This is a genomic window from Winogradskyella litorisediminis (assembly GCF_042675765.1).
Lineage (GTDB): Bacteria > Bacteroidota > Bacteroidia > Flavobacteriales > Flavobacteriaceae > Winogradskyella > Winogradskyella litorisediminis.
The window spans coordinates 47636-63889 of sequence record NZ_JBHTJL010000012.1 but is presented as its reverse complement, the minus strand read 5'-3'; the positions used below and the strand labels follow the sequence as shown (position 1 = coordinate 63889).

Genomic DNA, 16254 nt, shown 5'->3' with positions numbered 1-16254 from the left:
AGAACTTTCTAGACTATAATTGTAGTACTGTCTGCTTTTTTCTCTTTACCTTCTTGTAGGTAGAAATCTATTTGTCCTAAATATAATCCATAACACCCAACTTGATTTACTAGTACATTTTTACCTGCGCTATTTTTTTCAATTGTTGGCTTTGGTAAAAAAGTGTGTGTATGACCGCCAATGATTAAGTCAATATCTTTCGTTTCGCGCGCCAATTTTAAGTCGCAAATGCGGTCTGGATTCTTTTTATAGAAATAACCAATGTGAGAAAGGCAAATCACCAAATCGCACTTTTCTTCTTCTTTAAGAATACGAGACATATCTTGTGCAATTTCTACGGGATAATTATAAATCGTTTCTTTATATAAATCTTTACCAACTAAGCCATCTAGCTCTATACCTAAACCAAATATTCCAATTTTAACGCCATCTTTTATAAATGTTCTGTAGGGTTTTACATGTGTGTCTAAAACTGTATTTGTAAAATCATAATTAGCAGAAACAAACTCAAAATTTGCATGAGGTAATTGTTTATACAATCCGTTAATTCCATTGTCGAAATCATGATTACCAATAGTTGCTAAATCGTACTTAAGGATACTCATGAGTTTAAACTCTAACTCACCACCGTAGTAATTAAAATAAGGTGTACCTTGAAAAATATCTCCAGCATCTAAGAGTAATGTATTAGGGTTTTCTTTTCTGATTGATTCAATTAAAGATGCTCGTCTTGCAATACCACCTTTATTGGCGTTTCGACCATCATCAGGACCAAAAGGGTCTATATGACTGTGTACATCATTAGTATGTAAAATGGTAATTTTTTTAGTATTAGGAGATTGAAATGACGACAGTGTTAAACTGCCTAAACCAATTAATGCGCTTGCTGCTGTAGTTTGTTGTATAAAAGTTCTGCGTTTCATTTTAGTTGTCTTTTATCTGAGTAAATCTATCGTCAATTACGGGTTTTAGTGTGTCTATTTTTTTAAAATAGTCAATTAACACATTTCTAATCTTATAATCGAGATTATAAACGGTGTCTTTAGATTTCAAAAAACTCATTCTATCGCCACCATTATATAGATAGTCATTTGTAGCTACATAGTAAGTTTTATTAATATCAATTGGTTCGCCCTTAATTTTGGCTTCACTTATTGAGTAATCAGCATTTAAAATTAATTTAAGCTTTGAAATTGGATGCGCGCGTTTTCCGCTTGCTAAATAATCAATTAAATCATTAACTTGATTTCCTTTCATTGCAGATACAACAACAGCATTGTCAAACGGCATTACTTGATATGCTGTTCTGCTTGTAACATTTCCTTTTGAAATTATTGACCGTATACCACCATGATTTAATAATACCATATCTATAGATTTACCGGTGCGCTTTTCAAATATAGGGTTTGACATGTCGTAAACGGCATCAGCCATAAAATTTCCAATTGCGGTATTTAAGTCACCATCGGATTTAGAAAATGTATCCACTGAGTAGGCGAGTGTGCTGTCCAAATCGCGCTCAACACTTTCTCGGTAAGGTTTTATAAAATTTTCAATTTCTGGATTAGTCGCTAATGAATCTGAGATAGAGATTCTTTTCCCTTCAATTTTAGTAGTAGAATATTCTTGCTTACAAGCACTTAAAATAGCAAAAGTAAGAGCCAAGAAAAGGAGTTGCTTTTTCATGTATTAACTTATAAAATAGTAATGGATATGATGCTGCTTTTGTTAAATTTGTACAAAGTCTAAAGATAGATGTTTTTAAAAGGATTAAAAGAAAAATCAAATCAAAAATTTATTGAAAAAACCTTAGCAAAGCGACAGATGACGAGTGTCGAAGGTCGTATTACTTCAGTCGGTGTTTTGTTAAGTCATTCAGAATTTGCAAATTATGAGGCTGTTAATTCACTTTTAGACGAATTAAATGTGAAATCTCTAGACCGTAGATTTTTCTCTTTTATTGATGTTAAAGCGCAACAAGAAAATTTTTTAGATACAAGTTTTACTGTTAAAGATTTTGGATGGCGAGGAAAGTTAAAAAATACAGCACTTCAAGATTTTACAAATACCCAGTTTGATGTATTAATTTGTTATTTTTTGGGAGATGATATTGAATTAAGGCAAATTGCAGCGATGTCAAAGGCAGCTTTTAAAGTCGGAATTTCAAATAAAGATGAGCGACTTTACGATTTAATCATTGACGTATCAATAAATAATTTTGATGTGTTTAAAACAGAATTAAAAAAATACTTAACCATATTAAATAAGATATAATGACCAAATTTGTAGGTACAGGTGTTGCTTTAATTACACCATTTAAAAAAGACTTAACTGTAGATTTTGATGCATTAGAAACGTTGGTAAACTATAATATTGATAATGGTATTGAATATTTAGTTATTAGCGGCACGACAGGCGAAAGCGTTACTATTACAGCCAAGGAAAAAAAGGAAATTACCGATTTTATAATTAAAGTAAATAGTGGGAGATTACCTCTTGTTTTAGGAATTGGCGGCAATAATACAAGCGCTGTTATTGAAGAAATTAATTCTACAAATTTATCTCAAATAGATGCTATTCTTTCAGTTTCTCCATATTATAGTAAACCAACTCAAGAAGGCATCTATCAGCATTTTAAGGCAATTTCAGAAGCAAGTCCTATACCAATTATATTATATAATGTACCTGGACGTACTTCAAAAAACATGGAGCCAAAAACCATATTGCGATTGGCTAATGATTTTGAAAACATAATTGCAGTAAAAGAAGCAGGAAACAATCTAGGTCAGTATTTAGAACTGTTAAAGTCAAAGCCTAAAGATTTTCATATTATTTCAGGAGATGATGATATAGCGTTAAGTGTTGCTTTGGCAGGTGGTTCGGGTGTAATTTCTGTAATTGGTCAAGGTTTACCAAAAGAGTTTTCAGAAATGATTAGAAATGGTATTGCTAAAAATGCAGATGCTGCTTTTGCTACTCATTTTGAATTAATGACAATTACAAATCAGATATTTTCTGAAAACAATCCTGCAGGAATCAAAGCAGTATTAAAAAGTCTTAATATCAGCGATTCTTATGTCCGTTTACCATTAGTTGAGGCTACCGATAAACTAAAAAAAGAAATATCAAAAGAGTTAAACAGACTCGGTAAACGTTAAACTTCTTTTAATTTATATAGTGCTCTTATTTTAGCGTGTATTTTAGACAAAATATTTGTTTTTAAAATCCGTTAATATTGCATACTTTTGCACACTGTTTTAATTTTATGAGAAAATTAGTTTACATATTACTTTCTGTTTTGGTATTAAACTCTTGTAGTGACTTTCAAAAAGTCATGAAATCTGAGGATATTGCTTTAAAATATAAAAAAGGTGAGGAGCTTTTTAATGAAGGTAAATATAAAAAGGCCAACAGATTATTCGAGCAAATTGTACCAAAATATAGAGGTAAACCTCAAGCCGAAAAACTAATGTATATGCATTCGATGTGTTTTTACAAATTGGAGCAGTATTATTTATCGGGTTATAGATTTGAGCAGTTTGTAAAATCATATCCAAATAGCGAAAAAGCTGAAGAAGCAGCTTTTTTATCAGCTAAAAGTTATTATGAAGAATCACCTATTTATTCTAAGGATAAAGAGGAAACTGTAAAAGCCATAGAAAAAGTACAATTGTTTATTAATGCCTACCCAAATTCTGAGTATGCAGAACAAGCTAATGTACTGGTAAAGGAATTAGACTTTAAGCTTGAGAAAAAAGCATTTGAAATTGCAAAACAGTACAATAGAATTTACGATTATAAAGCATCTATAAAATCATTTAATAATTTCTTATTAGATTTTCCAGGAAGTTCATTAAAAGAAGATGCGCTATATTACAGATTTAATTCAGAATATAATTTAGCTGTTTTAAGTGTTCCAGAGTTAAAAGATGCACGTATTGCGCTAGCTTTGGCAGATTACAAAACACTTCTTAAGGCATTTCCAAATACAAAATACTTAGAAGAAGCTAACGAATTAAAAGAAGCGTTAGAAAAAGAAAGAACAAACAACGAGATTAAAAGTTAATCATTATACAAATGGATTTAAAAAAGACAGACGCACCTGCATCTACGATTACTTACAACAGAAATGAAATTGATGCACCTACAGATAATATCTACGAAGCAATCTCTGTAATTTCTAAACGTGCTGAGCAGATTAATACTGACATCCGTAGAGAATTAGTTGATAAACTTGAAGAGTTTGCAACTTACAACGATAGCTTAGAAGAAATCTTTGAAAACAAAGAGCAAATTGAGGTATCTAAATTCTATGAAAAACTACCAAAACCACATGCCTTGGCTGTGCAAGAATGGTTAGATAATAAGATTTACCATAGAAATACTGAGGAAGACACTCAGGAATAACAAATTTTAATGTCTATTCTTAGAGACAAAAATATATTACTAGGTGTTACCGCAGGAATTGCGGCCTACAAAACAGCACATCTAGTAAGACAATTCATAAAAGCAGGTGCCAAAATCAAAGTAGTGATGACACCTGCTTCTAAGGATTTTATAACACCACTTACACTTTCTACACTTTCTAAAAATCCAGTTTTTTCGTCATTTACAAATGAAGAAGATGATGAAGCTGTGTGGAATAATCATGTAGAATTAGGACTATGGGCAGATTTATTTGTCATTGCTCCGGCAACAGCAAACACCATGTCTAAAATGGTAAATGGCACTTGTGATAACTTATTGTTGGCAACTTATCTATCGGCAAAATGCCCAGTATATTTTGCTCCAGCCATGGACTTAGACATGTACAAGCACCAGTCTACAAAACACTCATTTAAGAAACTTGCAAGTTTTGGTAATACTATGATTCCTGCAACTAGCGGCGAGTTGGCAAGCGGATTAGTAGGAGAAGGTCGCATGGCTGAGCCAGAAGATATCGTATCATTTATTGAATCCGATATTTTAAGTCAACTTCCTTTAAAAGGCAAAAAAGTATTAATTACGGCAGGTCCAACTTACGAAGCAATTGACCCAGTAAGATTTATTGGAAATCACTCAAGCGGTAAAATGGGTTTTGAAATAGCAAAAGCTGCAGCCAATTTAGGCGCTGAGGTTATTTTAGTTTCTGGACCAACAAAAGAATCAGTATCTCACTCTCTAATTGATGTAAAATCAGTTATAAGTGCACAAGACATGTATGATGAGGTGCATCGATATTATAAAACTTCGGATATTGCAATTCTTTCTGCAGCCGTAGCTGATTATAAGCCAAAAGATGTTGCTGCTCAGAAAATAAAAAAGGCAGGTGAGACGTTAACCTTAGAGTTAGAAAAAACGAAGGATATTTTAAAATCTTTGGGTGCCGAAAAAAGACATCAATTTTTAGTAGGTTTTGCTTTAGAGACTAATAATGAATTAGAGCATGCCAAAGGAAAATTGCAATCGAAAAATTTAGATTTAATTGTCTTAAATTCATTACGAGACAAAGGCGCTGGTTTTGGAGTATCGACAAATAAAGTTACATTTATAACCAAATCTAACGAGGTTATAGAAAACGACTTAAAATCTAAAGCAGATGTTGCTAAAGATTTACTTCAATTAATACTAAAGCAGATAAATGCATAAATACATATTTTTATTTTTTCTTTTGATTTCTAATATTGGAATTGCACAAGAATTAAACTGTACCGTAAGTGTTGTAGCTCAACAAACTGGTAATGATAATAACCAAGTTTTTAAAACATTAGAGCGTCAATTAAACGAGTTTATTAACAACACACAATGGACAGACAAAAAGTACAAAACGCAAGAGCGTATTAATTGTAGTATGGTTATAAATGTGCAGAGTTACAACAATGATGCTTTTTCTGCAACATTACAAGTGCAATCTTCAAGACCTGTTTTTGGCTCTACCTATAGTACACCAGTTTACACGTTTAATGACAAAGATTTTCAATTTAGATATTTAGAATTTCAAAATTTAGTATTCAATGATAATCAGTTTGAGTCTAATTTAATTTCTGTTTTAACCTTTCATATTTATATGATGTTGGGTATGGATGCAGATACATTTGATGCTAATGGAGGCGATGAATATTTTAGACAAGCGCAGACCATAGTTAATTATTCTGCCGGAACAGGCGGACCAGGTTGGAAATTAGAAGACGGACTTCAATCTCGTTTTGCTTTTATTGATAATATGTTGTCACCAACCTATAAGGAATTTAGAAGCTCTATGTATACTTATCATAGAAATGGATTAGATTTAATGTTTAAGGATGTTAAAACTGGAAAGCAAGAAGTGTCAAAGTCAATTTTAGACTTGCAGAAAATGCATGGTCGAAGACCAAATTCGTTCTTAATGCGCGTCTTTTTTGATTCAAAAGCTAATGAGATTACCAGCATTTTTTCAGGTGGTCCAAGTGTACAGATTTCGAGCTTAGTTAATGCACTAAATAAAATTGCACCAATCCACGGTTCTAAGTGGAAAAAGATAAAATTCTAAAATTTACGTTTCCGTTTTTCATTGTTAATTTCAAAGTGTAGCTTTGTATGTATAATCTATTCTGCATTGATAACTTCGCTAAGTATAACTAACTACGCCCTAATCGATTTTTTAGAAGTCGGTTTTAACAACGGATTTTCCATAATTACTGGAGAAACTGGTGCTGGTAAATCTATTCTTTTAGGTGGTCTGTCTCTAGTTTTGGGAAAACGCGCAGACATCAGTCAAGTAAAAGATACTTCAAAAAAATGTGTGATTGAAGCTGTTTTTGATATTGCTGGTTATAGTTTAAAATCTGTCTTTAAAAATGCAGATTTAGACTACGACCCACAAACTATAATTAGGCGAGAGATTTTGCCATCTGGTAAGTCTAGGGCTTTTGTAAACGACACACCTGTAACTCTAGATAGCTTAAACCAGCTAAGTGTTCATTTGCTAGATATTCATTCACAGCATCAAACTTTACAGTTGGTAGATGACCAATTTCAATTTAGGGTTATTGATGCGTTGGCAAAAAATGAAAAGCAATTAGAAAATTATAATACAGAGCTTAATAATTACAAAAGCTTAAAACAAGAATTAAAACAAATACAAGATTTTGCTATTGATGCTAAAAAGGAATATGACTATAATTTGTTCTTGTTAAATGAATTAACAGAGGCGAATTTGATAGATGGCGAATTACAAGAGCTTGAAGAAACCTATGAGCAACTTAGTAATGTAGAGACAATTAATGAAACCATAAGCTATTCTATTTCCTTATTAAATGCCGAGGAGATTGGTGTTGTTGACCGTTTGGCTGAAATAAAACGACAGTTTACTAATATTTCAAACTTTGGAAAACAATACGAAGCCATTCAACAACGTATTGAAAGTACAGCGATTGAATTAGATGATATTTTAATTGAATTAGATAATCTTGAAGGCGAATTAACATCCGACCCAAGCACTTTAGATAAAGTAAATCAAAAGCTTTTAATTTTAAATAATTTATTGAAGAAGCATTCCGTTTCAGAAGTTTCAGAATTAATAGCAATAAGAGAAGAGCTGTCAGAGAAAATTTCTGTTTCAGAAAATTTAGACTCAGATATTAATGTGCTTCAAACTAAAATAAATGCTTCAGAAGAAAAGTTGAAATCTATAGCTACAGAATTAAATAAAAAAAGAGTTGAAGTCACGCCGAAATTCACAAAAAAACTTCAAGATATTTTAACGCAATTAGGTATGTCTAATGCCAGATTTGATATTCAATTTCGATTAACAGACGGCTTCAAAATTAATGGCATGGATGAGCTTCAGTTTTTGTTTATGGCCAATAAAGGCGGAAATTTTACAGAGCTAAAGAAATCTGCTTCTGGTGGAGAGTTATCTCGTATTATGCTTGCTATAAAATCAATTTTGGCTAAGCACATAAAGCTTCCTACGATAATGTTTGATGAAATTGATACTGGTGTTTCAGGAGAAATTTCAAATAAAATGGGAGATATAATGAAGGACATGAGCAAAAATATGCAGGTCTTTTCTATTACACATTTACCGCAGATTGCCTCAAAAGGTAATTGGCATTATAAAGTTTATAAAACAGATACTAATAATGTAACCCAAACGCAAATGCGTTTATTATCTCAAGATGAGCGCATTGTTGAATTAGCACAAATGCTTGGCGGCTCAAACATTACAGAATCTGCTATTGCGCATGCTAAACAATTGTTGAATTAAACAATGTTTGTAAAAAGGTTTTTAATTTAAGTTTAGTTAAAAAAGCTTTTTAACTATAAAAACATAATTATACTATCTTTGAATTAAATTTTAAAACAAAACTTACAATCAATATTATAACAACCAAACATTATGTCATATAACTTATTAAAAGGAAAAAAAGGAATCATTTTTGGCGCTTTAGACCCTAACTCCATTGCATGGAAAACAGCAGAACGTGTGCACGAAGAAGGTGGAGAATTTGTTTTAACCAATGCGCCAATTGCAATGCGTATGGGGCAAATTAACGAATTAGCAGAAAAAACAGGTTCGCAAATAATTCCTGCAGATGCTACTTCAGAAGAAGACTTACAAAATTTAGTAGAAAAATCTATGGAAATTTTGGGAGGTAAAATTGATTTTGTACTCCACTCAATAGGTATGTCTGTTAATGTTAGAAAAGGAAGAGCTTACACAGACCAAAAATACGATTGGACACAAAAAGGAACAGATGTATCCGCAATGTCTTTTCATAAAGTAATGTCTGCGTTGTATAAAAATGATGCCATGAACGAATGGGGAAGTATAGTCGCATTAACTTATATGGCAGCACAACGTGTCTTCCCAGATTATAACGATATGGCAGATAACAAAGCCTATTTAGAAAGTATTGCGCGTAGTTTTGGCTATTTCTTTGGAAGAGATAAAAAAGTACGTGTTAATACCATTTCGCAATCACCAACACCAACAACAGCAGGTCAAGGCGTAAAAGGTTTTGATGGTTTTATAGCCTATGCCGAAAAAATGTCACCACTCGGTAATGCAACAGCACTAGATTGTGCAAACTACACTGTAACTTTATTTAGTGATTTAACAAAGCGTGTGACGCTACAAAACTTATTTAACGATGGCGGATTTAGCAACATGGGTGTTAGTGATGCTGTTATGGAAGCTTTTGTAGAGAAGGAGTAAAAACGAAAAAATTAGCATTTAATCTATTATAAGTCACTGTTCAAAGCAGTGACTTTTTTTTGATAAATTTTATCGAAATAATTCGCTTTTTATCGAATACGTTAAATTTTAAGCAAATGTTTAAAAAATTAACATAATTTTAAAGTTCTAATTAATAATTCAACATTTATGAAAAAAATTACTTTTTTAACTTTATTGTTATCAATATTCTGTTGGCAATCGTATAGTCAAGATACTTGTGCTACAGCAGTAACACTAACACCTGGAGTAGCTCAAGTTGGGGACACGACAGGTAATAGTCCCGGCAGCTTCTCGGATAGTAATACCGCTCCAGAAGTTAATCCTTGTAGTACTAATTATAACGACCAAGAGTATTGGTTTGCTTACACAGCTACTGAAACTGGCGAAACACTTGATATTTTAGTTACAGATTTGACTAGTAATTGGTATGGTGTATTTGTCATTGATAACTGTCCAGATTCTTCACCTACTTGTATTGCCTCAGATACAAATAGTACATCTATGGCAGATTTGTCAGTAACAACTCCTTCGCTAACAGCAGGAACAACTTACTATATTGTAATGTCAGATTTCATAGAAGGTTCTACGACATTTACTATGAATACTACGGTGATAGCTGCACCGACATGTTTACTTCCTGAAAATTTAACGTCAATGAACGAAGACACTACAGCAGACTTCTCTTGGATGGCTGGTGCTAGTGGTGAAACAAGTTGGGAATATGCCCTATTACCTTCATCGGATCCAGAACCAACTTCTGGAACTACTATTATGACTACAAGTTTTGCAGCTACTGGTTTAACAGTATCAACTGATTATACTTTTTGGTTACGTGCTAATTGTGGACCAGGAGATAATAGTGAATGGGTTTCCACATCATTTACTACAACAGATGGTCCACCTCCAGTAAATGATGAATGTTCTGGCGCTACTCCTTATACAAGCTCATTTTCAATGTTTACCCAAGGAAATTGTGCGGCCAATAATAGTTTGAATTTAGTTACTGCCTCAAATGATGCAGATAGTGATACACCTAGTTGCGATGCATCTGGGAATTTTGGTGTTTGGTATACTTGGACAGCAACTTCAGTTGGTTTAAACTTTACCAGTGGAACAGGATTACCTGGCATAGCTGTATATGAGGCAGGAACATGTGGGTCTTTAGTTCAAGTGGGCTGTTTGAATAACGTAGATGGTATAATTTTAGGCATGACTGTATCTAATGATTATTTGATTCATATATGGGATGATACTGCTGGAAATACTGTAGAATTTTGTTTAGAAGAATTTACACCACCTCCACCACCAAATTGTGCAGAAGCACCAATAACACCTTTGGATGGTGAGACAGGTGTAGATGCATCTACTAATGAAGTTACTTTTTCTTGGACAGCACCTTCAACTGGTGACGCACCGTCTGGATATGAGATATTTTTAGGAACAGAGTCTGGTAATTTAACCTCATTAGGAGTAACACCGAATGTTTCTGAACCTATTACTGGTATTGAGGGCGGAACAACATATTATTGGCAAGTAGTGCCAGAAAATTTAGGTGGTTCAGCGACTGGTTGTCCAGAATGGAGTTTTACAACTGCGCCTATTGCACCGCCATCAACAATTGGTACAATTACAATAAATAGTTGTGGTGAGTCAGATTCGTTTACAAATACTTATGTAATTGGGGAAGTAACATGGGTTGAATTGGTTGTAGTTGCAGAAGGATGTGATTTTTCTTTTAATACATTAACAAGTACTATAGGTGATTCTGAAATAGGAATTTATAGCGAAGGCGGAGTGCTTTTAGGTTCTAACGATGATGCAGCATCTGGTGGTTTATTGAGTGAATTACTAGCTGCAGATTTTCCTGCCGGAACATATTATATAGCAGCATCTGCATACAATGTAAGTTTTGGACCTGCTTTTGGTGTAACTACAGATGATGATGCTGACGCGGGTGATATTATTATAACTGTTACTTCTGTTATCTCTAACGACGATTGTGCTGACGCAGAAGCTGTTACTTTTGGTAACGAAGTTTCGGCTAGCAATACAGGAGCAACAGATTCTAACGTAACAGGTACTTGCTTTACTGGAAATATTAGAGATGTTTGGTATTCTGCAGTTGCAGATGCAACAGGAGAAATTTATGTCAATAGTTTAACTCCTGGTTTCCAATATGCTATTTACAGCGATTGTTCTGGTACAGAGGTAAGCTGTAATGCTGGTGCAACAGGTTTAACTGACGGAAGCACTTATTATATCCGAATTACTGACGACGGTACAGGTACAACGCGAGCTTCAGGAGCATTTAGTTTTACACCTTCTACAATGTCCTTGTCTACTAATGATTTTGATTCTGAATTAGGATTTAAATACTATCCAAATCCAGTTAAGAATACATTAACATTAGACGCTCAGCAAAATATTGATACTGTAGTAATGTACAATATGCTTGGTCAAGAGGTGTTAAGATTATCTCCTAACAGCGTTAGTGCAACAGTTGATATGTCTAATTTAAACACAGGAGCTTATTTTGCAACGGTGTCTATTTTAGGAAACACAGAAACTGTACGTGTTATTAAACAATAATTATTAATAAAAATACCTTTAAAAGCCACCAATTTGGTGGCTTTTATTTTCTTTAATCCTTTAAAATAAACAATTAAGTTCGTTTTATAATGTCAACAAAAATCATTTTCTTATTAGTGTTTCTGTTTTCTAATTTGGCTTTTTCACAATTATTATTTGAAGATGAAGCAACGTCTAGGTTAGTAACTGCACAAACCCTATATGATGGGAATGGAAACGGTTTAAGTTTTGCCGATTATAATGGTGATGGCTTGGACGACTTAACATTTCCTTCCGGGAATGGAGCTGAATTAAGATTTTATGAAAACCTAGGGGATATTTTTAGAGAACAGCGAGTTATTTCTCCAGCTATTACATATAAAACTCGTTCTGTGTCTTGGGTAGATTATGATAATGACGGAGATAAAGATTTATTTGTTGTAAGTGATGAACAAGGTAATCGGCTTTATAGACAAGATGCAAATTTTCTTTTCACAGACGTTACTATTTCTTCGGGTTTATTTACCGATGATGTGGAATCTTTTAGTGTTTCTTGGGGTGATATCGACAACGATTCATGTCTAGATTTGTTTATTTCTAATAGAACACTTGCGACGGGTATAACAAATTATATTTTTAGAAATAATTGCGACGGAACCTTTTCTAATATTACAAATCTTGCTGGTCTTTCTCAACTGCCTAGACTAACCTTTGGTGCAAGTTTTTTTGACTATAATAATGATGGATTTCAAGATATTTATGTTATCAATGATAAAAACGGCTCAAATATTCTCTATAAAAATAATGGTGATTTAACTTTTGAAGATGTAAGTGTTATTACTTCAACAGGTATAGTAGTTGATGCCATGTCTGTAACTATAGATGATTATAATAATGACGGTTATTTTGATATTTATATAACCAATACACCTAACGATTTGGCAACTCCCACATTAGGTAGTGTATTATTAAAAAATGTAAATGGACAATATTTTGACGATGTTTCAGAGGAAACATCAACTCTTTTAGATGGTTGGTGCTGGGGTTCTAATTTTTTGGATGCAGATAACGACATGGATTTAGATTTATATGTCAGCTGTATTTTTACTTCACCTGATGAACGACAATCATATGGATTTTATCAAAATGACACATTAGAAACTTTTTCTTCTCCAGAAAATATTGGTTTTGTAAATAATGACAATGAAAGTCATGGTTCAGCAATAGGAGACGCTAATAATGATGGAAAAGTAGATATTGCCGTCATTAATAATGAAAATATAGCGCCAAATCTATGGATTAACAAAACTGAAAATTCCAATAATTTTTTAACGATTTCATTAGAAGGAACAGCTAGTAATAAAGATGGAGTTGGCTCGATAATAGAAATTTCTATTAATGGGAATAAGCAATACCGATATGTATGTAATGGAGAAGGCTATATTTCACAAAATTCATTTAAAGAATTTTTTGGATTAGGGACAAATATGACTGTAGATTACGTAAAGGTTACTTGGTTAAGTGGTATTGTTGATACTTTTTTTAATGTATCTGCAAATCAAACCTTAAACATCGTAGAAGGCAGCTCATCGACGTTAAGTACAGAAACCTTCGATAAATTAAATCTAAAAATTCATCCAAATCCAGCTAATGACTGGCTTTTAGTTACAGCAAATGAAAAAATAAAAAGTATAGAAATTTTAAATATTTTAGGTCAAAGTATTGATAAAAAATATTTCAATTCTAATAGCGTGACCACTGATGTTTCATTTATCGCTGCTGGTACTTATTTTATTACTGTTTCATCTGAGCAGAATATCAAAACTTTAAAATTTATTAAAGAGTAGATATTTGTACAAATCATTTGATTAGTTATTTATTCTGTTGCCTTTACTTACCTTTGTGCAATGATGCATAAGCTAAGTTATTCTTTCATTATTCCCGTTTATAATCGTCCTATAGAGATTAAAGAGCTTCTTACAAGTTTTTTAGAATTAAAAGGTGGTTTTAAGTACGAAATTGTAATTGTAGAAGACGGATCAATAGAACCTTCAGAAGTTGTTGTAAATCAGTTTAGCTCAAAACTAAATATTTCATACTATTTTAAACCTAATTCTGGTCCTGGTGCGTCTCGTAATTTTGGTATGCAGCGAGCAAATGGCAATTATTTTATTGTTTTAGATTCCGATGTAATTTTACCATCAAATTATTTGGTTGAGGTCGATAACTACCTTCAAAAAAAGTTTTTTCATTGCTTTGGTGGTCCAGATGCGGCCCATAAATCTTTCAGCGCGCTACAAAAGGCAATTAACTTTTCAATGACATCATTTTTAACTACCGGCGGTATTAGAGGTGGAAGTGAAGCTGTTGATGATTTTCAACCACGTAGTTTTAACTTAGGATTATCTAAAGAAGCTTTTGAAGCTATAGGCGGTTTTGGTAAAATTCATCCTGGAGAAGATCCAGATTTAGTATTGCGATTGCAAAAAAAAGGATTCAATACAACACTTATAAAAAATGCTTTTGTGTACCATAAAAGAAGAATATCATGGAAAAAGTTTTATACCCAAGTCAATAAATTTGGAAAAGTAAGACCAATACTTAATAAATGGCATCCAGAATCTAAAAAAATAACATATTGGTTTCCTTCTTTGTTTTTAATTGGATTCATCTTAGCTATTTGCTTATTTTTTTTCGGTAATTTTTATCTTTTGATGTTTTATGGTTTTTATTTTTCCCTCATATTATTAAGTGCATTTATTACCACTAAAAGCTTACAAATTGCAATCATGAGTTTAGTTGCTGTTGCAATTCAATTTTATGGCTATGGCAGTGGTTTTTTAAGTTCAACTGTAAAATTAAGTTTATCAAAAAAGCCAATTGAAGCAATTTTTCCTAAATTGTTTTTTAAATGAAATTAAAAAATAACAAGAACCGATTTAAATTCTTAAAAAAAAGAAATGTAAAGCTTTTTTCTTTTTTTCTGGCAGCAGCATTCTTTTTTTTGATATTAACAAAACTCTCTCAGTCTTTTACAAAAACTGTAACACTGCAAGTTAGTTTGTACAATTTAGATGACAATGTCGTTGTTTTAAATGATTCATTACTTTCTGCTAAAGTAGTTTTAGAAGCAAAAGGTTTTATCTTGTTTAATTATTTATTTAGTCCTTCAGAAACTATTACTATTGATGCACAGTCCGATGTTTCAAAAAAAGGCAACCGTTTATTTTGGGACATTGAAAATAGAAAATACGAATTAAAACAAGTATTTGGAAAATCAGTCAATATTCTTTCTGTAAAGCCAGATACCTTATTTATTGATTTTGATGTTTTGGCATCAAAAAATATCCCTGTTGAAATAGAAAAAAATATCAGTTTTACTGAAGGTTTTGATTTGATTAAGGATTTGAAATTATCTCAAGATTCTGTGAAAATTATTGGTTCTAAAACTCTTATCGATAAAATTTCTTCCATTAAAACAAAGTCATTGATTTTAAAGGATGTTAATTCAAACATTAATCAAACTATCGCAATATCAAACGATAATAAAAATCTAAAAATAGTTCCTGAAACATTGGAGGTAACTGCAGTAGTAAAACGATTTACAGAAGGAAAAGTTTTGTTACCAATAAAAAAAATAAATGTTCCTGAAAACACTAATATTAAAATTTTCCCTAAGCAAGTAGAATTAATTTATTATGTCGACATCGAAAGTTATAAATCTATAAAACCAGAAGATTTTGAAGTTGTTGCCGATTTTTCAAAAATTTCAGACAGTGACCAAAACAGTTTAAATTTAGAAATTAAAAAAGTTTCTGATAAGGTAAAAAATGCCCGATTATTCCAAAACAGTATTGAATTTATAATTTCCAAATGACACACGACATCAAAAAACATACAATCGTAGGTATAACTGGCGGAATTGGAAGTGGCAAAACGACTATTGCAAAATATTTTGAAGAATTAGGAATACCAGTATACCACGCGGATTTTGAAGCAAAGTTATTAATGAATCGTTCAAAAATAATCAAACGAAAATTAAAGGAACTTTTTGGAGAAGAGGCCTATAAAAAAGACACATTAAATAAACCCTTTTTAAGAAATCAAATATTTAAAAATAAGGAGCTTCTTCAAAAAATGAATGCTATTGTACACCCAAAAGTTGGTTCGCACTTTCAAAGATGGTTAAAAAAACAAAATGCACCCTATATTTTAAAGGAAGTAGCAATAATATTCGAAAATAATCTACAAAACCAATACGATTATATCATATCTGTTGTTGCAACCGAAGAAGAACGTATAAGGCGCGTCATTAAGCGCGATGATGTTTCTCGTCAGTCAGTTATGGCCATTATTAATAACCAATGGTCAGATGCAGAGAAAATAAAAAAATCAGATTTTGTTATAGAAAACAATCATCTCGAAACCGCCAAAGCCCAAGCATTAAGAATCCACAATCAATTACTAAGTAAAATCAAGTAGTAAAA

At 32.3% G+C, this 16254-nt stretch carries 15 protein-coding genes; 13 read left to right on the top strand and 2 right to left on the bottom strand.

All coding sequences use genetic code 11. The annotated features are described in order from the left end of the window. Positions 1–8: 8 nt before the first annotated feature. Together ACFQ1Q_RS10350 and ACFQ1Q_RS10345 are read right to left on the bottom strand one after the other, a co-directional pair. On the bottom strand, positions 9–923 hold the full coding sequence (locus tag ACFQ1Q_RS10350; protein WP_386130897.1) for a bifunctional metallophosphatase/5'-nucleotidase: 915 nt from the start codon (positions 921–923) through the stop codon (positions 9–11). A 1-nt stretch (position 924) separates the two neighbouring features. Beyond that, positions 925–1686 carry a 5'-nucleotidase C-terminal domain-containing protein gene (locus ACFQ1Q_RS10345; protein WP_386130894.1) on the bottom strand — a complete coding sequence of 254 codons (762 nt, stop codon included), beginning with the start codon at positions 1684–1686 and terminating at the stop codon, positions 925–927. Positions 1687–1755: 69 nt separating this feature from the next. On the opposite strand from ACFQ1Q_RS10345, the gene ACFQ1Q_RS10340 reads away from it, so the two are divergent. From ACFQ1Q_RS10340 to coaE, 13 genes are all read left to right on the top strand, one after another. Next, a complete protein-coding gene (locus ACFQ1Q_RS10340) occupies positions 1756–2274 on the top strand; it encodes a DUF6913 domain-containing protein (protein ID WP_386130891.1) in 519 nt (172 codons plus the stop codon). Further along, positions 2274–3158, top strand: coding sequence for a 4-hydroxy-tetrahydrodipicolinate synthase (dapA, locus tag ACFQ1Q_RS10335; RefSeq protein WP_386130889.1), 885 nt, complete (start codon positions 2274–2276; stop codon positions 3156–3158). Before ACFQ1Q_RS10340 ends, dapA begins: the two co-directional genes overlap by 1 nt. A gap of 107 nt (positions 3159–3265) precedes the next feature. Further along, positions 3266–4066 carry an outer membrane protein assembly factor BamD gene (locus ACFQ1Q_RS10330; RefSeq protein ID WP_386130886.1) on the top strand — a complete coding sequence of 267 codons (801 nt, stop codon included), beginning with the start codon at positions 3266–3268 and terminating at the stop codon, positions 4064–4066. Between the two features lie 11 nt (positions 4067–4077). Further along, positions 4078–4407 carry a DNA-directed RNA polymerase subunit omega gene (locus tag ACFQ1Q_RS10325; RefSeq protein WP_386130883.1) on the top strand — a complete coding sequence of 110 codons (330 nt, stop codon included), beginning with the start codon at positions 4078–4080 and terminating at the stop codon, positions 4405–4407. A gap of 9 nt (positions 4408–4416) precedes the next feature. Further along, positions 4417–5628 carry a bifunctional phosphopantothenoylcysteine decarboxylase/phosphopantothenate--cysteine ligase CoaBC gene (gene coaBC / locus ACFQ1Q_RS10320; RefSeq protein ID WP_386130881.1) on the top strand — a complete coding sequence of 404 codons (1212 nt, stop codon included), beginning with the start codon at positions 4417–4419 and terminating at the stop codon, positions 5626–5628. Continuing rightward, the gene (gene porD, locus ACFQ1Q_RS10315) at positions 5621–6508 is read left to right on the top strand and encodes a type IX secretion system protein PorD (RefSeq protein WP_386130878.1); all 888 of its coding nucleotides are present in this window, start codon (positions 5621–5623) and stop codon (positions 6506–6508) included. The genes coaBC and porD overlap by 8 nt, the downstream gene beginning before the upstream one ends. 66 nt (positions 6509–6574) lie before the next feature. After that, on the top strand, positions 6575–8227 hold the full coding sequence (gene recN / locus ACFQ1Q_RS10310) for a DNA repair protein RecN (RefSeq protein ID WP_386130875.1): 1653 nt from the start codon (positions 6575–6577) through the stop codon (positions 8225–8227). Between the two features lie 132 nt (positions 8228–8359). After that, positions 8360–9178, top strand: coding sequence for an enoyl-ACP reductase FabI (locus ACFQ1Q_RS10305; protein WP_386130872.1), 819 nt, complete (start codon positions 8360–8362; stop codon positions 9176–9178). A 168-nt stretch (positions 9179–9346) separates the two neighbouring features. Then, positions 9347–11788, top strand: coding sequence for a T9SS type A sorting domain-containing protein (locus ACFQ1Q_RS10300; RefSeq protein WP_386130869.1), 2442 nt, complete (start codon positions 9347–9349; stop codon positions 11786–11788). Between the two features lie 89 nt (positions 11789–11877). Further along, a complete protein-coding gene (locus tag ACFQ1Q_RS10295) occupies positions 11878–13614 on the top strand; it encodes an FG-GAP-like repeat-containing protein (protein WP_386130866.1) in 1737 nt (578 codons plus the stop codon). 63 nt (positions 13615–13677) lie between these two features. Then, positions 13678–14682 carry a glycosyltransferase gene (locus ACFQ1Q_RS10290; RefSeq protein ID WP_386130985.1) on the top strand — a complete coding sequence of 335 codons (1005 nt, stop codon included), beginning with the start codon at positions 13678–13680 and terminating at the stop codon, positions 14680–14682. Between the two features lie 89 nt (positions 14683–14771). Then, the gene (locus tag ACFQ1Q_RS10285; RefSeq protein ID WP_386130864.1) at positions 14772–15644 is read left to right on the top strand and encodes a CdaR family protein; all 873 of its coding nucleotides are present in this window, start codon (positions 14772–14774) and stop codon (positions 15642–15644) included. Further along, positions 15641–16249 carry a dephospho-CoA kinase gene (gene coaE, locus ACFQ1Q_RS10280; protein ID WP_386130862.1) on the top strand — a complete coding sequence of 203 codons (609 nt, stop codon included), beginning with the start codon at positions 15641–15643 and terminating at the stop codon, positions 16247–16249. The genes ACFQ1Q_RS10285 and coaE overlap by 4 nt, the downstream gene beginning before the upstream one ends. The last annotated feature ends 5 nt before the right edge of the window (positions 16250–16254 follow it).